At 73.7% G+C, this 17,749-nt stretch carries 20 protein-coding genes, 1 tRNA gene and 2 pseudogenes; 3 read left to right on the plus strand and 20 right to left on the minus strand.

The window, feature by feature from the left end; genetic code table 11:
- Positions 1-13: 13 nt before the first annotated feature.
- Complete coding sequence (gene selD / locus ABD329_RS20645; RefSeq protein ID WP_198275693.1) at positions 14-1,039, minus strand: selenide, water dikinase SelD; 1,026 nt, start codon at positions 1,037-1,039, stop codon at positions 14-16.
- 53 nt (positions 1,040-1,092) lie between these two features.
- Between selD and ABD329_RS20650 the strand changes: the two genes are divergently transcribed.
- Positions 1,093-1,185, plus strand: a tRNA-Sec gene (locus tag ABD329_RS20650).
- A gap of 35 nt (positions 1,186-1,220) precedes the next feature.
- Here the strand turns inward: ABD329_RS20650 and ABD329_RS20655 are convergent.
- Positions 1,221-1,433, minus strand: a pseudogene (locus ABD329_RS20655) (SelB domain-containing protein); the annotation flags it as partial.
- Here ABD329_RS20655 and ABD329_RS20660 point away from each other — a divergent pair.
- Entirely contained in the window at positions 1,384-1,587 is a 204-nt protein-coding gene (locus ABD329_RS20660; protein ID WP_344316730.1) for a hypothetical protein, read from the plus strand. The pseudogene ABD329_RS20655 and the gene ABD329_RS20660 overlap by 50 nt on opposite strands.
- Positions 1,588-2,540: 953 nt before the next feature.
- On the opposite strand, the pseudogene ABD329_RS20665 reads toward ABD329_RS20660, so the two are convergent.
- Both ABD329_RS20665 and selA read right to left on the minus strand, forming a co-directional pair.
- Positions 2,541-3,047: pseudogene (locus ABD329_RS20665) on the minus strand (GTP-binding protein); the annotation flags it as partial.
- Positions 3,048-3,051: 4 nt separating this feature from the next.
- Positions 3,052-4,392: an L-seryl-tRNA(Sec) selenium transferase gene (gene selA / locus ABD329_RS20670; protein WP_344316731.1), complete on the minus strand. Its 1,341-nt coding sequence runs from the start codon at positions 4,390-4,392 to the stop codon at positions 3,052-3,054.
- Positions 4,393-4,575: 183 nt separating this feature from the next.
- On the opposite strand from selA, the gene ABD329_RS20675 reads away from it, so the two are divergent.
- Complete coding sequence (locus ABD329_RS20675) at positions 4,576-5,229, plus strand: hypothetical protein (protein WP_198275695.1); 654 nt, start codon at positions 4,576-4,578, stop codon at positions 5,227-5,229.
- A gap of 51 nt (positions 5,230-5,280) precedes the next feature.
- Here ABD329_RS20675 and ABD329_RS20680 read toward each other — a convergent pair whose 3' ends face one another.
- From ABD329_RS20680 to ABD329_RS20755, 16 genes are all read right to left on the minus strand, one after another.
- Complete coding sequence (locus tag ABD329_RS20680) at positions 5,281-5,997, minus strand: helix-turn-helix transcriptional regulator (protein ID WP_198275696.1); 717 nt, start codon at positions 5,995-5,997, stop codon at positions 5,281-5,283.
- Entirely contained in the window at positions 5,994-6,701 is a 708-nt protein-coding gene (locus ABD329_RS20685; RefSeq protein WP_198275697.1) for a helix-turn-helix transcriptional regulator, read from the minus strand. Before ABD329_RS20685 ends, ABD329_RS20680 begins: the two co-directional genes overlap by 4 nt.
- Before the next feature lie 227 nt (positions 6,702-6,928).
- Positions 6,929-8,494: a class I adenylate-forming enzyme family protein gene (locus tag ABD329_RS20690; protein WP_198275698.1), complete on the minus strand. Its 1,566-nt coding sequence runs from the start codon at positions 8,492-8,494 to the stop codon at positions 6,929-6,931.
- A gap of 30 nt (positions 8,495-8,524) precedes the next feature.
- On the minus strand, positions 8,525-9,271 hold the full coding sequence (locus ABD329_RS20695; protein ID WP_198275699.1) for a 2-hydroxychromene-2-carboxylate isomerase: 747 nt from the start codon (positions 9,269-9,271) through the stop codon (positions 8,525-8,527).
- A gap of 13 nt (positions 9,272-9,284) precedes the next feature.
- Positions 9,285-10,028, minus strand: a complete 744-nt coding sequence (fabG, locus tag ABD329_RS20700) for a 3-oxoacyl-[acyl-carrier-protein] reductase (RefSeq protein ID WP_198275700.1) — start codon at positions 10,026-10,028, stop codon at positions 9,285-9,287.
- Between the two features lie 14 nt (positions 10,029-10,042).
- Entirely contained in the window at positions 10,043-10,543 is a 501-nt protein-coding gene (locus ABD329_RS20705; protein ID WP_198275705.1) for a 3-hydroxyacyl-ACP dehydratase FabZ family protein, read from the minus strand.
- Between the two features lie 5 nt (positions 10,544-10,548).
- A complete protein-coding gene (locus ABD329_RS20710) occupies positions 10,549-10,980 on the minus strand; it encodes a 3-hydroxyacyl-ACP dehydratase FabZ family protein (protein WP_198275701.1) in 432 nt (143 codons plus the stop codon).
- A complete protein-coding gene (locus ABD329_RS20715) occupies positions 10,977-11,240 on the minus strand; it encodes an acyl carrier protein (RefSeq protein ID WP_198275702.1) in 264 nt (87 codons plus the stop codon). The genes ABD329_RS20710 and ABD329_RS20715 overlap by 4 nt, the downstream gene beginning before the upstream one ends.
- Before the next feature lie 70 nt (positions 11,241-11,310).
- A complete protein-coding gene (locus tag ABD329_RS20720) occupies positions 11,311-12,438 on the minus strand; it encodes a beta-ketoacyl synthase N-terminal-like domain-containing protein (protein WP_344316732.1) in 1,128 nt (375 codons plus the stop codon).
- Positions 12,439-12,503: 65 nt separating this feature from the next.
- A complete protein-coding gene (locus tag ABD329_RS20725; protein ID WP_198279492.1) occupies positions 12,504-12,911 on the minus strand; it encodes a hypothetical protein in 408 nt (135 codons plus the stop codon).
- 3 nt (positions 12,912-12,914) lie between these two features.
- Positions 12,915-13,322: a hypothetical protein gene (locus ABD329_RS20730; RefSeq protein WP_198279493.1), complete on the minus strand. Its 408-nt coding sequence runs from the start codon at positions 13,320-13,322 to the stop codon at positions 12,915-12,917.
- A gap of 1 nt (position 13,323) precedes the next feature.
- Positions 13,324-13,650 (minus strand): DsrE family protein, encoded by a 327-nt coding sequence (locus ABD329_RS20735; RefSeq protein WP_198279494.1) that lies wholly within the window; start codon positions 13,648-13,650, stop codon positions 13,324-13,326.
- A 63-nt stretch (positions 13,651-13,713) separates the two neighbouring features.
- The gene (locus ABD329_RS20740) at positions 13,714-14,724 is read right to left on the minus strand and encodes a hotdog family protein (RefSeq protein ID WP_198279495.1); all 1,011 of its coding nucleotides are present in this window, start codon (positions 14,722-14,724) and stop codon (positions 13,714-13,716) included.
- Complete coding sequence (locus ABD329_RS20745) at positions 14,721-15,602, minus strand: alpha/beta fold hydrolase (RefSeq protein ID WP_198279496.1); 882 nt, start codon at positions 15,600-15,602, stop codon at positions 14,721-14,723. The genes ABD329_RS20740 and ABD329_RS20745 overlap by 4 nt, the downstream gene beginning before the upstream one ends.
- Positions 15,599-16,600 carry a beta-ketoacyl synthase N-terminal-like domain-containing protein gene (locus tag ABD329_RS20750; protein WP_309142834.1) on the minus strand — a complete coding sequence of 334 codons (1,002 nt, stop codon included), beginning with the start codon at positions 16,598-16,600 and terminating at the stop codon, positions 15,599-15,601. The genes ABD329_RS20745 and ABD329_RS20750 overlap by 4 nt, the downstream gene beginning before the upstream one ends.
- On the minus strand, positions 16,597-17,748 hold the full coding sequence (locus tag ABD329_RS20755) for a beta-ketoacyl synthase N-terminal-like domain-containing protein (RefSeq protein ID WP_198279497.1): 1,152 nt from the start codon (positions 17,746-17,748) through the stop codon (positions 16,597-16,599). Before ABD329_RS20755 ends, ABD329_RS20750 begins: the two co-directional genes overlap by 4 nt.
- Between the last annotated feature and the right edge of the window lies 1 nt (position 17,749).

The raw sequence follows: 17,749 nt of genomic DNA on the forward strand, positions 1-17,749 counted from the left end.
GCCACCGCGGGGCTCACCTCAGGACCAGGGAGTGCTCGCCCCCCGGGACCAGCTCTCCCACCACCGGCGCGCCGGGCACCTCGCCCGCCACGAGCAGCCCGCCGGAGGTCTGGGCGTCGGCCAGGAGCAGCCTGGTGGCGGCGTCGGCGTCCCCGAAGTCGGTGAACGGCGCCACCCACTCCAGGTTCCGCCGGGTGCCACCGCTGACGTAGCCGTCCCGGACCGCCTCCCGTGCCCCGTCGAGGTACGGCACGGCGGCGGTGTCGACCACCGCGGTCACGCCCGAGGCCCGGGCCAGCTTGTGCAGATGGCCGAGGAGGCCGAAGCCGGTGATGTCGGTGGCGCAGGTGGCACCGGCCTCCAGGGCCGCGGCCGACGCTTCCCGGTTGAGCGCCACCATCGTGGCCACCGCCTGCTCGAACCGTTCGCCGGTGGCCTTGTGGCGGTTGTTCAGCACCCCCAGGCCGAGGGGCTTGGTCAGCGAGAGCGGCACGCCCGGCCGGCCCGCGTCATTGCGCAGCAGGCGCGCCGGATCGGCGAGGCCGGTGACGGCCATGCCGTACTTGGGCTCGGGATCGTCCACGCTGTGCCCACCGCCCACATGGCAGCCCGCCTCGGCGGCGATGTCGAGCCCGCCCCGCAGCACCTCGCGGGCCAGGTCGAACGGCAGCACATCGCGCGGCCAGGCCAAGAGGTTGACGGCGAGCACCGGGCGGCCGCCCATCGCGTACACGTCCGACAGGGCGTTGGCCGCGGCGATGCGCCCCCAGTCGTACGGATCGTCCACGACCGGTGTGAAGAAGTCCGCTGTGGACACCACCGCCTGGGCCGGGCCGCCCGGTGGGGCGGGCAGGGCGACCACGGCGGCGTCGTCGCCGGTGGCCAGCCCGACGAGCAGCGGGCTGTCGCTCGCGGCCGTCGTCGGCCCGGCCAGTCCGCTGAGCACGTCCTCCAGTTCACCGGGCGGAATCTTGCAGGCACAGCCGCCGCCGTGGGCGAACTGCGTAAGCCGTACGGGCGTTTCGCGGGTCGTGGTCATGCCGGTCCTCCCGGTCGATGGTGGTCGGGGGTGGGTAGCCTTGAGCGGGCGAGGGAGGCGTGTGGGTGCCTGGTGGCCCTCCCGGTCTTCAAAACCGAGGTGCCCGAGGATCTCGGGCAGGCGGGTTCGATTCCCGTCCGCCTCCGCTCTCCGTACCGGCCCGGCAGCGCCGGCGCTGGTCGTCCACGCGTTCGGTGAGCCCCTGGGCATCGAGGTACTCCAGCAGCGGTACGGCCACCCGGCGTGTCGTGTCGAGGGCCCGGCGCGCCTGGCTGAGCGTGAACGGCTGCGGAAGGCCGCGGAGCACGTCGGCGGCCCGGGCGTCCGCGCCCGGGAGCAGCAGGATGCCGTCGCCGACCCGCAGCAGCGCGCCCGCCGCGACGGCGGCGGCCACCGTCCGGCGCGTCAGCCCCAGTTCGGTCAGCCGGTCGGCCTCGGGGGCGCGGAACGGTGTCCGCAGCAGCTCCCGCCGCACGTCGTCCAGGGCCGCCTGGACGGGCGGCGGCAGGGTGGGCCGGGCGTCCGCGCCGCCGTACAGCCGCCCCTGACGGCCGTGCACCTTCTCCGAGGTCTCGGCGAGGGCGTCGACCAGGGACCGGTCGGGCAGGCCGAGCAGGCGGCGGGCCGCGTCCGGGGGCAGACCGGGCTCCAGCGGGTGGCGCGCCGCATGGCGTTCGACCTCGGCCTCCAGGCGGTCCCGCAGCGCCGCCCAGTGGGCCGCGTCGGCCAGCCAGTCCCCGGCCACCGGCGCGGTGGGGGCGGGCAGCCCCATGGCCGCCAGCTCCGAGTGGCGGACGAGCCCGCGCCGCCGCAGTTCCGCCGCGCCGTCGGGCGCGCCGGTCAGGTCCGCCAGCTCGGCCGCCCTCGCCCGGGCCGCCCCGCGCCGGGTCAGCCGGGGCGGCCGTACGTCCAGGACGGTCGCCCCGCACGGCGGGCGCCGCCCGCCCGGTTCCCGCAGGACCGCCCGGTCGCCCACCCGCAGCGGCAGTTCCCGGGGCAGGGTCAGCCTGGCCGTGTCCGCGCCCAGCGGGCGGACGGTCACGGGCACCGCGGCGGTGCCGATGTGCAGGGTGACCGTCCGGGGCAGGTCACGGGCCGGCGCTCCGCGGACCCGCACGTCGATCAGGCCGGTGAGCAGCCAGCGGTCCGGTGTCAGCAGCACCCGGCCCCGGCCCAGTACGCCGTCGGGCGCGCCGTGCACATTGACCGCCACCCGCGACACGCCGCTGACCGCGGACCGGTCCTCCCGCAGACATTGGAGCCCGCGCACCCGCAGCGCGGTCCTGCCGTCCCCCGCCACCAGCCGGTCACCGGCGCGCAGGGTGCCCGCCCCCAGGGTGCCGGTGACGACCGTGCCCTGACCGCGCACGGTGAAGGCGCGGTCCAGCCACAGCCGTACGTCCGCACCGGCGGGCGGAACGGGCAGCGAGCGGCCCAACCGGGCCAGCTCCCGGCGGAGTTGGTCCAGTCCGGCGCCGGTCACCGCGCTCACCGCGACGGACGGCACGGTGCCGAGGGAGGTGGCCGCCATGCGCTCGACGGCGTCCGCCCGCACGGGCTCGGGGTCGGCCAGGTCACCGCGGCTCACCGCGAGCACGGCGTGTCGCACCCCGAGCGCGTCCAGGATCTCCAGGTGCTCCTGCGACTGCGGCTGCCAGCCCTGGTCCGCGGCGACCACGAACAGAACGGCGGGCACGGGACCGACACCGGCCAGCATGGTGGCGACGAAGCGCTCATGTCCGGGCACGTCCACGAAGGCGATGTGCTCGCCGCCGGGGCGGCCGTCTCCATCTGGGCTCCCGTCCGCCGGATCTCCGTCCGGGTCCCCGTCCGCCGGGTCTCCGTCCGGGTTCCCGTCCGGCCTCAGGCGGGTCCAGACGAACCCGAGGTCGAGGGTCAGGCCACGGCGCCGCTCCTCCTCCAAGCGGTCGGGCTCCATCCCGGTCAGCGCCCGCACCAGCGCCGACTTGCCGTGGTCGACATGCCCGGCGGTGGCCAGTACCCGCATGGCCCTACCCTCCCGCCGCCGGATCCATGGCGGCCGGACCGCTGACCGACCGCACGGCCTCGGCCAGCCGCTCGTCGTCCTCCCGCTCCACCGCCCGCAGGTCGAGCAGGCACCGGCCCGCCTCCAGCCGCCCCACCACGGGGACCGGGCCGGTCCGCAGGGCCTCGGCGTACCGCTCGGGCAGCGACAGCGCGGCGCTGGGCAGCGTCACCCCCGGGGCGCCGCCACCGCCCACCGACGCGGCGCTCTCGACGGGCCGCACATCGATGCCGTCGGCGGCCAGGGCGGCGGCGAGCCGCTCGGCGCGGTGGCGCAGCCCCGCCCGGTCGGCGGCCAGTGCCACCGCGGTCGGGGTCTCGGGCCCGGTCAGCGTCGCCTCCAGCGCGGCCAGCGTCAGCTTGTCCACGCGCAGCGCACGGGCCAGCGGATGCCGGGACACGGTCCGCACCAGCTCCTCCCGCCCGAGCAGCAGTCCGCACTGCGGTCCGCCGAGCAGCTTGTCGCCGCTCGCGGTGACCAGCGACGCACCGGCCCGGAGCCGGGTCTCGGCGTCGGGCTCGTCCGGCAGCAGCGGGTGGGGCGCGAGCAGCCCGGAGCCGATGTCGACGACCACCGGAACGCCGAGAGCCGCGAGTTCCCTGGTCCCGGCGGCGCGGGTGAACCCCGTGACACGGAAGTTGGAGGGGTGCACCTTCAGCACGAAGGCCGTCCCGGGGCCGATCGCGGCGGCGTAGTCGGCGACGGACGTGCGGTTGGTCGTGCCCACCTCGCGCAGCCGGGCTCCGGTGGACACCAGCAGGTCCGGCAGGCGGAAGCCGTCGCCGATCTCCACCATCTCACCGCGGCTGATGACGATCTCCTTCGTGGCGGCGAGCGCGGTCGCCACCAGGACCAGCGCCGCCGCGCCGTTGTTGACGACGTGCGCGGCGGCGGCCGACGGCACCCGCTCGCGCAGCGCGGCCAGCACGGTCCGTCCGCGGCGGGCCCGGACCCCGGTGCGCAGGTCCAGCTCGACGTCCGTGGGCCCCGCGGCCTCCCGCACCGCCCGCCGGGCCGCCGCCGACAGCGACGCCCGGCCGAGGTTGGTGTGCAGCACCACGCCCGTGGCGTTGATGACCGGCCGCAGTCCGCCGGCCGTGCGGGGCAGCAGCGCGACCGCGGTGTCCGCCACCTCGTCCGGCGCGATGGCACCGGCCCGCGCCCGCTCCTGGGCCTGTCGCACCGCCGCCTTCACCGCCCCGGATCCCAGCCGGTGAGCCGCCTCGATCAGGCGTGGGTCACCCAGGACGGCATCCGTGCGGGGAATCCGCCGTCGTACGTCCGTGGTGGTGACCCGCCGATCCATGCGGCCCCTCCCTTCCGCCCTCTCTCCTGGCTGCCCGGGGAACGCCCATCGTCTCGCAGTGCCCCGCACCGGCGTCACGACACGCCCGGGGGACCGAGCGCGGTCCGTGTCGCACGGCCCGTTTCCCCGGGCGAGGGGCGGGGACCCGCCGTGCGTGGTGGCGCGGGGACCGGGGACGAGACGGTGAGCCGACGGCGCGGCGGGGCCACCCGCCCCGTACGGCTGCGGTTCGACGGGTGGATCGCCGGCCTGGGCACGTCCTCCGGGACGCGCATCGTGCTGGGCCACTGGGAGCGGTCGCCGTTCGGGCCGTTCAGCGATGTGATGCTCGACCGGGTGAACGGTGAACGGCTGCTGCTGGCTCCCACGCCGGAGACGGCGGACTTCATCGGCCGCACCTACCGCTTCGACGCGGTGCGCGTCGTGCCGGTCCGGGTGAGCGTCGCGGCGGGCACCTGGACCATCACGGCCGGGGCGCTGGAGCTGCGCTTCACCGTGGGCCGGCGCGGGCCGCTGGGGCTGGTGCTGCGTGCTGTGCCCGGCGTGCTCGCCCGCCGCCCGGCGTGGAGCGCGCTGATGGACCTGCCCGCCCGTCTGCTGCTGCCCGGCGTGCGGACCCGCGGCAGTGCGGGCGCCGGTCGTCGCGAGTGGTACGGCGCGCGGGATCTGCGGCCGATCGGCGCGGTGTCGGCGGTCTTCGAGGGCGAGGACCTCGGGGTGATGGCGCCCGTCGAACCCGCCGTGCGCTTCGGGTTCGGTTCGGTGCCCCGGAGACCCGGCGTCACCCGGGTGACCACGACGGTGGAGCTGGGGACGGCTCCGCCGCCGCGACGCTGACCGGGAACAGGCCGGCCCACCCGGCCGGTGGCACCGGCCGGGTGGGGTCCGTCAGTGTCTCTCCACCGGGGGCGGCAGCATGTCCAGCTCGGCGGCGAGCAGCCCGGCCTCGAAGCGCGATCGCGCGTCGAGCCGTTCCATGATGTCCGCGACATGTCTGCGGTAGGTCCGCACGGAGATGGACAGCGCCCGGGCGGCGACCTCGTCGGTGGCTCCGACGCGCAGCATCCCGAGGATCTCGGCGACCAGCCGGGTGCGGCGGCGGTCGTCGAAGTCGGGCCGCGCCAAGATGGGGGCCGACCTCTTCCAGATGGAGTTGAACAGCGTGTGCAACGCCTGGGCGGGCAGCCCGTCCTGGGCGGTGAAGATCTGCGAGTCGGCCTCCGCCCGCAGATTGGTCAGGGCCGTACGGCCGTCCGCCATCACCGCCTCGATCGGATCGAGACGGGCCAGTCTCACCTCCGGCCCGCCGCCGTCGCCGCCGATGGAGTGCAGCAGACGGCGGTCATAGGTGTGGCGGGTACACAGGATCCGCACCCGGACATCCGGTTTCGCCTGGGCCAGGAGCACCGGGAGGAGCGACCGCAGCACCTCACGCCGCGTCCCCTCGGGCAATGCGAGGATGATGGACACATGCTGCCCGGCCTCGCGCACGATCGCCCGGGCCTCCTCGGCCGGGCCGGGACCCCGGCCCACCGGTGCGGCGGGCGCCCGTGGAGCGGGGCCGATCGGAATCGGGGCGGCCGTGTGCAGGGGAAGCGCCGTCATTGGGCGTCCTCCAGCGGCGACAGCAGCCCGAGTTCACTGGCCCGTACCCCGGCCTGGAAGCGGGACTCCGCGCCCAGCCCCTCCAGGATCTCCGCGACCCGGCGGCGATAGGTGCGGTAGGAGATGCCCATCTTCTGCGCCGCGACCCGGTCCGTGTGCCCGTCCCGCAGATGCCCCAGGACCTGCCGCTGGTCCTCGTGCCGGACCAGCTCCCGCCGCTTCAGGAATTCGGCCAGCGGTATGGCACTTCCCCACGCACCGAGGAAGAGCGAGCCCAGCGCGCCGATCTCCGCGGATTTGTCGAAAAGCGCCACACTTCCGCCCTTGAGGGCGATCGGCGACCACAGCAACGCACCACGGAAGTCGGCCATAGCCACGCCCTGGAGCGGACTCTCGGCAATTCGGACAGCGACGTTCGCCCGCTCGGTGGTCAACCGGTGCAGGACCTCGACGTCAATAGCGCGAGAGGAGAAGAGGACCCGGAATTCGACGTCCGGGCGCACCGTCTTCGCCATGGCGTGGAGCGCCGGACCGAATTCCGACAAACCTCGTCGATCACTGGGAATCGTGACGTTCACACTACTTGTGGCCTGGTCGGCCAGGGCCGTGGCGGTGGCCACCAGAAGTTCGGTGTCCAGCCGCTGGATCGCGGCGGCCCGCCGCGTCCCCGTTTCCAGCGGATCGGTCGTCACCGTGCCCGCCAAGGGCGGAACTCCGCCTGTATCTCTTGTCAATGTGGAACCCCCGTGCCACTTCTTACACCCGGACTCAGTCAACTCCGGGATCGTGCCGAGGAGTCTACGTCCCGGCACTTTTCACGTGCTTTCACTTTGCTTACATGCACGCCACACGGGCCGTTTCGGCTTCGTGGGCCGGGGTGTTTTCCGCGCATACGGGCACGGTGGGGTTCCGGCGGCGCTTCAGGGGGCCGTCACGCCCTCTGTTCGCCGAGCACCTGTGCGCGCAAGGCGGCTTTGTCCACCTTTCCGCTGCCATTCCGGGGCAGCGCGTCGACATGGTGAACGGCCGTGGGGAGCTTGTAGCGGGCCAGCCGTTGCCCGGTGAAAGCCCGGACCTCCGCCAGGGTGGCCCGGCCCTCCCCGTCCTGGCACAGCACCGCCACCGGGCTCTCGCCCCACCGCGGATGCTCCACCCCGACCACGGCCGCCTCGCGCACACCCGGGTACTCGGCCAGATGCCGCTCCAGTTCGGCGGGGTAGATGTTCTCCCCACCGCTGATGATGACGTCCTTCAGCCGGTCCACGATGTACAGCAGACCGTTCTTGTCGACGCGGCCGATATCCCCGGACCGGAACCATCCGGCGTCGTCCAGCACCCGCCGGGTCGCCTCCGGGTTGTTCCAGTAGCCCGCGAAGACATTGGGCCCCCGGACACAGACCTCCGCGGCCACGTCCGGTGCGGTGACCACATCGCCGGTGGCCGGATCGACCAGCCGTATCTCGGTGTGGGGCAGCGGGAATCCGGCCGCGTCGGGGTGGGTGGCCACCAGCTCCGTCGGCAGATGGCTGGCCAGTGGCGCGGTCTCGGTCATCCCCCACGCCTGGTGCAGGGGGATGCCATGGGCGAGGTAGTCGCGGACCAGGGCGGGGGGCACCGGGGCGCCGCCGACGATCGCGGCGCGCAGCGCGGAGAGATCGGCGTGCGGGAAACCAGGCGTCGCGGCGATGGCCGCGAACATCGTCGGCACCGCGATGAGATTGGCCACCCGGTGCTCGACCAGGTCCGCCAGGCACTGTTCGGGAGAGAAGGAGCGCCGGATCACCAGGGTGCCGCCGTAGCAGAGGGAACCCAGGGTGAAGCCGCTGAGCCCGGCGATGTGGAACATGGGCGCGAGCACCAGGGTGGTGTCGCCCAGCCGGGTGCGGATCACGGCGGCGGTGTTGAGGTGGTTCCACCACAGGTTGCCGTGGGTGAGTACCGCGCCCTTGGGCCGTCCGGTGGTGCCCGAGGTGTACATGATGACCGCGGGGTCGGTGGGCCGGACCGCGACGGGCGGCGCGGCGTCCGCCGGTTCCGCCACTTCCCCCATCGGCAGCGGTTCCCAGCGAGGGTGCGCCCCGGAGGCGGCGGGGCCGCCGTCGGCGAGCAGGAACCGCTGGACGGGCACGGTGTCCGCGATGCCGTCGATCAGGGGCCGGTTGGCGTCCTCGGCGATGAGGGTGTGGGGGCGGCAGTCGCCGAGGAGGTACGCCACCTCGCTCCCGGCCAGCCGGACGTTGAGCGGCACGAAGACCGCTCCGAGGTGGGCCGCAGCCAGCGCCGCCGCAAGCAGCACCGGGCCGTTGCGCCCCAGGAAGGCGATCCGGTCGCCCGCGCGCACCCCGCCGTCGGACAGGGCCGCGGCCAGGAATCGCACCCGGGCGGACAGCGTCCCGTAGCTGATCCGGTCGGACTCGTACACGATGGCGGTGGTGTCCCTGGTGGTACGGGCCCAGTAGTGGACCGCCGCCGCCGAGCCGAGGTTCTGTTCCTTCATCGGTTCCTCTTCGCCGATCGTCGGGCGCGGTCAGCCGCAGCCGCCCGCGTGCCCCTGGTCCCCGCCCCGGCCCGGCGCCGCGGCGGACGGTGCGATGTCCGACGGCCCAGTGGCCGACGGTCCGGCGTCCGACGGCCCGGTGGCCGTCCGTCCCGGCGCGGCGCCCGTCACGGACGCGATGAACGGGGCCAGCCGGTCCACACCCCAGAACTTGTGGAACCCGTGGATGAAGAACGGCACGCCGAACACGCCGTCCGCGTCGACCCGCAGCAGCGCCTCGACCCCGCGTTCCCGCAGTTCGTCGTCGTCCGCGGCGCCCGCCAGACGGTCCTCGGGCAGCCCCAGTTCGGCGGCCACCTCCGCGATGGTGGCGGGCGCGCAGATGTCCCTGCCCTCCTCCCAGCGGGCGCGGTAGACGCGTTCGATGAACTCCGCGCCCCTCCCCTCGTCCACGGCGGCGAGATGGGCCAGATGCGGGACCTCCCACACCGGGTCCCGGTCGACCGGCCACGCGGGTTCCAGCCCGCGCTCGGAGCACAGCCGGCGCACGTCCTGGAGGAGGTAGAGGTGCTTGGCGCGGGACATCCCGACGTACGGGAAGCCGCCGCCCGCCTTTTCCAGCATCAGCAGGCTGCGGGCGTCCGGTTCCCAGAAGGGCCGCCAGGTGATGGCCTCGGCCACCTCCGGGTGGTCGTCGCGCAGTTGGCGGTAGGCGAGCCAGGAGTACGGGCTGCGCAGGGAGAAGTAGAAGCGGGGTGTACGGTCCCTCCGGGGCATGGCCGGCCTTTCCTCAGATGACGATGCCGCCGTCGATCTGAAGCACGCTCCCGGTCACGTACTCGGCCGAGGCCAGGTAAGCGACCATGTCCGCGACCTCTTCGGGGCGTCCGAAGCGTTGCAACGGGATCTTCTTCGCGGCGTCCGCGCGGGCGCTGTCGGCCAGCGCGGCGGTCATGTCGGTCTCGATGAATCCGGGTGCCACCACGTTGGCGCGGATGCCGTACCTGCCGACCTCCTTGGCCAGCGCCTTGGTGAACCCGATGATCCCGGCCTTGGAGGCCGAGTAGTTGGTCTGGGTGGGATGTCCGTGGACTCCGGCGACCGAGGAGATGTTCACGATGCAGCCCCGTCGGCGCTTCATCATCTCGAAGACGGCCGCGCGGCACACGTGGTAGGTGCCGTCGAGGTTGGTGTCCAGCACCTGGTGCCACTCCTCGTCCCTCATGAGCAGCAGCGGGTTGTCGCGGACGATGCCCGCGGAGGTGACCGTGACGTCGACGGGGCCGAGTTCCTCCTGGACGGTGGCCATGAAGCGGCGCACCGCGTCCGCGTCCGAGACATCGGTCCGCAGGGCCATCGCCCGCCGGTCCAGCTCCTCGACCTCCTTCGCCAGCAGTGCGCCGGGCTCCGGATCGGGTGAGGCGTGACAGAACGCCACGTCGTACCCCTCGCGCGCCAGGCGCAGCACCGTGGCCCGTCCGATGCCGCGCGTACCACCGGTGACCACGGCCACCCGATTGTCGGTGCCGGTCATGTCGTCCGCCTCCCTCAAGCCCGGTCCGCCGCGACCGGGGCGGCCGTGGCCAGCCCGGATCCCGGCCGGAACGCGATGACCAGCTGTTCGATCTCCATGACGGTCTCGTCCCCGACCGTGCTCCGCCCCTCGAAGATCACGGTGTCCGCGAAGCTCCGGACCAGCCGCACCTGGTGTTCCACCACATCGCCCGGGCGCACCCGCCCGGTGAACCGGACCCCGGAGATGCCGCCGAACAGCATCACGCGATCGCCCCGCGCGTCGGGCACCGGGGCGTCCCAGGTGGCGAGCAGGCCGGCGGCCTGGCAGCAGGACTCGACGAGCAGCAGCGCCGGGTAGTCGTGGTCCCGTTCGGCCGCGTCGTCGGCGAGCCGCTCGTACCAGGGCTCGTTGCAGGTGACGGCCTTCCGGGCGATGAGCCGCGCGCCCGGCTCCACCTGGACGACCCGGTCGAGCAGCAGCATCGGGTGGCGGTGCGGAAGCCGTCGCTTGAGTTCGGCGACACCGGCGGACATCTCGTTCACCGCGCCCCCTCGTCCTCGGAGTGCTCGGAGCCCCCGAAGTGCTCGAAGTCCCCGAAGCCCTCGAAGCGGAGGGCGATCCGGGCGACGGTGCCGCGCGGGCCGGTGACCGAGGCGGAGCAGCGCCCGCTCGCGCCGTCGTGGCGCCAGGTCAGATCGGCGGTGAGCGCGTCGCCCGGGAAGACGGGGTTCATGAACCGCGCGCTCTCGATGCCGGACAGCACCCAGGTACGGTCCGGTTCGGGGGCGGCGGCCAGCGCTCCGCGGTGCAGGAACTCGATGACGCAGACGCCGGGGAAGATCGGGAATCCGGGGTAGTGGCCGGGGAACACCGGCTCGTCGGACCCGACGGTCATCGATACGCGCGTGGTCCCGTCCGGGGCCGTGCCGCGCTCGACCCGGCCCGCCACCGGAGTGCACAGCGGGCTCATCCCTGGGCTCCGAGCTTGTCCGCGAGCACGTCGTAGGTCCGCGGCAGCGTGGTCAGCCCGCGCACATCCGACTCCGCGAACCGCACGGCGTACTTCTTCTCCAGGGCGACGATCACCTCGAGCGCCAGCAGCGAATCGCCGCCCAGGTCCTCCACGAAGCGGGTCTCGTCGGTCACCTCACCCGGGTCCACACAGAACACCTCGGCGATGGTGCGCCGCAGATCCTCCAGGTCGAGGGGGTTCGGTTGGGTGTCGGGCATCGTGCCTCGCCTCTCCATCGGTTGCGGGTCGCCATCGGTTGCGGGTCGCCATCGGACATGGCGCACGGGGTCATGAACCTGCGAGCCTCAGCAGGGCGGCGCCGACCATGCCGTTCGCCTCGGCGGATGTGATCAGGACGGTCCGGGCCCCGGCGTCGGCCGCCCCGGAGCCGGCGCGGGCGAGCACCGCGGCGATCTGGAAGGCGGCGGAGGCCGCGAATGTGTCGCCGATGGAATCGGCGCAGGCCACCCGGGGCGGAAGGCGGGGGCCGAGCACCTCGGCGACGGCAGCGCGCTCCGCGTCCCCGTCGGGCCCGGCCAACTGGGTGTCGGCGAGGGCGTCGACGCCGTCCGCGGCGAGGTCCGACCGGTCCAGCAGCCGGCGCAGACAGTCCGCCAGCACCGGCCGGATCGCCGAGTGGTCCTCGGCGAAGCCGAACTCCAGCCCCAGGACCTCCGCGATCCCGCTTCGGCCGTGGGCCCGGGCGTCCTCGGCGCCCTCGAGCAGCCACACCGCGGCGCCCTCGCCGAGGACCGCCTCGCGGCGCTCGTCGTCACCGGCGACTCCCCGCGCGTGCCAGGCGAGCCAGGCGCGGGCGGTGGAGAACTCCTCGACCGCGCCGCACAGCAGGGTGCGGGCGCGGCCCGCCCGGTGCAGCCGCAGCGCGTACCGCAGCGCCAGCAGTCCGGTGGCCCTGCCCCCGGCAACCGTGGTGTTGGGGCCCTTGAGGCGGTGCCAGATGGCCGACTGCCCGGCGGCGCAGTTCATCACGGTGTTGGGGAAGCGCGCCGGGTCGACCAGGTAGGGGCGGCTCCCCACCAGGGAGTCCCGGGTGAAGTTCATCATGCTCTGGGCGCTTCCGGTGCTGGTGCCGAGCACCAGGCCGGTGTCCTCGTCGATCCCCGGCAGCCGCCCGGCGTCGCCGTTGGCGAGCAGCCGGCCGAGCGCGACCACGGCCAGGCCGGTGATCCGGTCCATCGAGCGGGTGCCCTTGCGGCCCAGCAGCCCCCGGATGTCGAAGCCGGGGACCAGGCACGCCTCCCGATAAGGCACCTGCCACTCCTCGCGGTCCAGCCGGACCGCGGCCCGGCGGCCGGAGCCCAGCCCCCGGGAGAACTCGGCGCTGTCCAGCCCGAGCGGCGAGATCGCGGACCAGGCGGAGATGACCGGGGTGCCGGCCGTGTCGGTGGAGACCATGGACGGTTCTTTCCTTCGGGCGCGGGCGCGGGCGGGGGGCGGATGGGGGTGGGCGCGGGCGGGGGTCAGAAGAACCACACCCGTGCGTAGTCGGACCAGCGGCTCACCAGCTCGGCCCCGGTCACGCGGCGCACTCCGGGGAGCAGTCGCTCCCGCGCGCGGGCGCCCAGCGCGGACAGATCCGCCTCCTCGACGAAGACGGTGGCGCCGTCGTCGAGGAGTTGCCGGAGCAGCCGGCGCGGGTCGGGGAGCGTGTCGAGCGTCCGCCCGGCGATGCGCAGGGCCGCCTCGTACGGGGTGTCGTACGGGGTGTCCACCGCGTACGAGGCCGCGAGCCCGCGCAGCGCCACATGGAGCCCTCCGCTCTGCCGGTGCAGCTCACGGACGAAGAAGAGGGTGTCGGCGAACTGGGTCTCGACCGCGCCCCGATGGGCGCGCTCGATGATCAGCAGGGTGTTGTCGGTCGTGGCCACGGTTCAGCAGACCCCCATCGCCACGACCTTGTCCGTGGCCCGTACGTGCTGCCAGAACTGGCTCGGCGGGCGCTTGAGCACCTCGGTGATCTGCTCGGACCTGCCGCGCTCCGCACAGCAGAAGCGGCAGACGTACCAGTCGAGGCGCTCCGGGTAGGCGGTGAGCAGCTCCCGGATCAGCGTCGCGGTGGAGGGGTGGTCCACCGTGCGCTCGGCCACGTTGACGGGTTTGCTGTCGCCGAAGGCGGCGCAGGTGAGCGCGGTGGCGTCGCCGCAGGCCCAGACCTGTACGGCGGCGCCCTCGTCCAGCAGGGCCTGCGCCAGCCGGAGCGCGCTGGTCACCAGATCGGTCTGGTGGGGCGTGCCCAGCAGCTTCAGCAGCACATCGGTGTGTCGGACGGCGAAGACCATGTCAGTGCCACACCACTCGCACCGCGGGACTCAGCAGCTTCCGCGCCACGTCCCGCATCTCCACCAGCCGGGCGCCGGGCACCAGATCCTCGGCGTCCACGGCCCGCTGGCGCAGGGAGAACGCGTCCACCCACAGCTCGCCGCCGTTTCCCAGCAGGACGTCGAGTTCGGGCATGGCCCCCCGCACCGCCCCGGCCACGCCGTTCTCGACCAGGAACAGCGCCACGTCCTCGCCCTCCCGCACCAGTTGGGCGGCGTCGCCGGCGAACCGGTGACTTCCCGGGCCGGCCGGCGGGCCGCCGCTCTCGATCAGCAGGTATTCGTTCATGGCCTCAGATGTCTCCGGGTCCTTCGGCGTACGGTCCGTCAGCGTCCGTCCGTGCCCTGGCCGTCAGCCGGCGGCCGGCTCGCCGCCGAGGGCGCGTACGACGCGGTCGTCGAAGGTGACCAGGGACCAGTCGTGGCGGCTCTCGATCTCCGCGTAACCGTGGGTGATGGTCCCGGTGGCGGTCCGCACGAGCCGGCCCTCGCGCACCACGTAGCAGTCCATGCGGGAGGTGTAGGTGAAGTCCTTGAACACGTCCTCGACCGTGTAGACGGTGTAGAGGTCCTCCTCCATCAGCGCCTCGTCGAGGACGTGGATGGCGGAGTGCGGGACGACGGGTATCCACTTGCGGTCCTCGAGCAGCTGCTTGATGGAGATGCCCCGGTCGGCCAGGAAGAGGTCGACCACCTCCTCCATCTGGCGCAGATAGCCGGACATCTGGATGCGCTCGCTGAAGTGGCAGTACGGGTACGGGATGCGCCACTTCCAGCCGAAGGCGTTCTCGCCGGAGGTCAGCTGGTCCAGCACCGGGTCGTCCCCGGTCGTGCCCCGGCCGAGGGAGAGCGCGCGGTCGTCGGCGGGCACGGCGGCGGGGGGTGACTGCGCCTGCCCGGTGCCCAGCCTGGACACCACGAACCGGGCCAGCTCGGCCGGTGGCTCCCCCTCGGCGGGCAGGAAGTCGCTGCGCCGCAGGGAGACCGCGACCTTGGAGGTGGCCGCCTTGAGCCGCTGCCCGGTCCGTTCCAGGGTCAGCGTGACCCGGAAGCGCAGAACGTCGTCGGTGTCCTTGGTCGCCGGTTCGACCCGGGTCTCCACGAGGTCGTCCATGTGCACGGCGTGCAGGATGCGGGTGTCCAGACCGACGAGGTCCAGCCCGAGTCCGTAGTCCTCGAACAGGGCCCGGGCGGGCATTCCCGCGCTGCGGAAGTGCTCCAGAACGGCCTCCTCGATCAGGTAGTTGACATGCTTGAACCCGATCCAGGTGCAGATGTTCGAGCCTTCGTACCGGGGCCGCAGGGCCACCTGCGTGCTCTTGGCGAGCAGCGGTTCCAGCGCGGGCTCGGTGTCGGTGGTCATCGGTTGTGCTCCATGGTGAGGTGAGGGGATCCGGACGGCGGACCCGGCAGCCGGGTCCGCAGGAACGTGTTGGTGAGGTCGGCGAACTCTTCGACCGCCGTGACCATCGGGAAGTGTCCGTGGCGCGGCAGGACGTGCACGGAGGCGTCGGGGAGCGACTTGGCGAGCGCCTCCGCGTCGGAGGGGGCGGCCACCATGTCCTCGCCGCCGCTGACCAGGAGGAACGGCATCGTCATCCGTTCGGTGCGCATCTGCGGCATCCGCAGATACGTGCCGAAGAACTGGAACCACCCGTAGGGGCTGACCAGATCGCGGATCTTCATGGCGATGGTGTGCCGGCGCTCCTCGGGGAGACGCCTGCTGGGCCCCATGTGCATGCCCTCGATGAGGATCCGGTCGAAGTTGTTGACGTAGTAGGCGAGCGAGTTCCAGTCGAACTCCTCGGCCGTGGCCCGGTACAGCGGGGAGACGAGCACCACGGCGCTCGGCCCCCGGGCGTCCGCGCCGCCGGTGCTCCACCGGTCCAGCCAGGTCAGCGCGGCGCTGGTGCCGAAGGAGTGCGCGATGACGACGTCGGGCCCGCCCGGTACGGCGGCCACCGCCTGATCGGCCCATGTCTCGACGGGAAGGCCGGTCCAGCCGTGCACCCCGGTGCCCCGCCACGGCAGATCGGCGGTCCACAGCTCGCACCGCGGGTCGGCCAGCGGCAGGAAGGGGTCCCAGACACCGCCGTTGCTGCACAGCCCGTGCAGCAGCAGTACTCGCAGCGGGTCGGGGGCCAGGGCCCGCCGGGCGCACCGCACGATCACCGGCTGCTGCTCCGCCTCGCCGCCGGACCGGCGTACCGGGGCGGCGTACCGGCCGGGGTCCACGCTCACCGGCGCTCCTCCCGGGCGGAGTGCAGCAGCAGGCCCGCGACCGCGTCATCGGTGTCATCACCCGTGGTGATCAGCGCCGTTCCGGTGGGGTAGGAGCCGAACCGGCCGACCGCGGCGGCGCATTGGAGCACGCCCAGGGCGCCGTCGGCCCGTCCGAACGCGCCGGTCGGGTCATGGCGTGGCGCGTCGGGAAAGCCGGGCGTGCCGAGGGCCGGGGGCTTCTCCTGGGAGGTGAACCAGACGCCGGGGGCGGGGCGTCCCTCGGGGAGCACCCGCCCGACCGCGTCCCGGACACTTCCCTGCCGGGTGTACGGCCCGAGGGCGGCCATCGGCCGCGCGCCACGGGCGCGGGCGGCCGGCCCGCTCTCGACGACCAGGGCGACGGCGCCGTCCAGCAGTCGCTCCGCCGGCTCGCCGAGCAGCCCTTCCACCACGGGGTTGGCGGTCTCCACACCAATGACGACCGCCCGGTCGCACCGGCCGGCGGCGACCAGGGCCGCGGCCCAGTACACCGCGTCCAGCCCCGAGGTCGGCCCGTTGCAGAACATCAGGTTGGGGCCGCGCAGCCCGTGCTGCATCGCCACCGAGGAGGCGATCACATTGCTCGACGCGTTGGGCAGCGCCATGGGGCTGATGCGCGAGGTCGTCTCCGCCGCGATGGCCGAGGCCACTTCGCAGACGGTGTCCAGGTTGCCGAGGTTGGAGCTGACGGCGACGCCGACCGAGTCCCCGGGAACGGTCAGTCCGCCCTCGCCGTCGGCCGGCAGCAGCCCGGATGAACGCAGGACGTCCTGAGCGGCGCACAGGGCGAGCTGGGTGGCCCGGTCCTTGTAGCGCAGGCCCCGGCGGCCGATGAGGGTGCCGGGGTCCACCGGCTCGGCCGGCTCCCGGGTGGTGCGCAGCAGGTCCGCGGCGTGGCGGGCGCCGGGCAGCGCCAGGCCGACGCCGGTCACGACGGCGTCGGGTGCGGTCACGACGGCGCCGGGTGCGGATGTCACGCGGCCACTCCTTCCACGATGGCGACCGCGTTGACCCCGCCGAAGCCGAACGCGTCGACCTGCGCGATCCGCAGCCGCTCCGACTCCTCCGGCGGGGTGGGCCCGGTCGCGAAGCGGAACTGCCCGGCGAGCCCGGCCGGGGTGTCCAGGGCGATGGTCGGCGGGACCCTGCCCGCGGCCAGGGCCCGGGCCGCGACGATCAGGCCGAGCAGTCCCGATCCGCCCGAGGTGTGCCCGGTCATGGACTTCACCGCCGTCATCAGCGGCCGGCCGATCCCGCTGCCGAAGACATCGCACAGGGCCGTGGCCTCCGCCTCGTCGTTGAGGGTGGTCCCGGTGCCGTGCAGCAGGATCAGATCGACGTCGTCGGCCTTGATGCCGGCCTGCTCATGCGCCAGCCGGATGGCCTGGGCGATACCGGCCGGGTCGGGCGCGGTCGGATGGGAGGCGTCGCAGTTCATGCTCGCGGCCCGGAGCCGGCCCCTGGCCGGACGGGCCGCGGGGTGGTCCGCCCGGGTGAGCACCACGGCCGCGGCGCCGTCGCCCATGAGGGTGCCCCGGCGGTTCTGGTCGAAGGGCCGCACCCGGTCCGGGGGATCCAGCTGCACCCGGTCCAGCAGCCCGAACATGCTCGCGGTGATGGCGTCCACGCCGGCCACCACCACCGCCTCGGCGGTGCCGGCGGTGAGCAGGTCGCTCCCCATGGCCAGGGCGTGCAGGGACGCCGAACACGCGTTGGAGATCGTGTACGTCCAGGTGGCCCCGAAGCGCTCGCGCAGCGCGGTCCCGAAGTGGAGTCCGCCGAGGTCGAAGTCGGCGTCCTCGCACCACTTGAGCTCGACGGACCGCAGCTCGCGCAGTCCGGTGCCGACGATCACCGGGGTGCCGGAGAGGTCCTCGTCAAGACCGGCGTCGCGCAGTGCCTCGGCCACCGCCCGCAGCAGCCAGGCGGTCGCGCGGGACGGCACATCGGTGCCGTCCGCGGGGCGGTCGTCGATCTCGTAGGCGTGTGCGGCCCGGAAGGCGCGGCCGTCGAAACCGCGCAGCGGGGCGCGTCCACTGCGACCCGCGCAGAGGGCGTCGAAGACCTCGTCGGCGTTCTGTCCGATGCTGGCCACCGCACCGGTACCGGTTATCGCCCAGTTCATC

Origin of the sequence: Streptomyces javensis (assembly GCF_039525925.1) — a bacterium.
Lineage (GTDB): Bacteria > Actinomycetota > Actinomycetes > Streptomycetales > Streptomycetaceae > Streptomyces > Streptomyces asiaticus.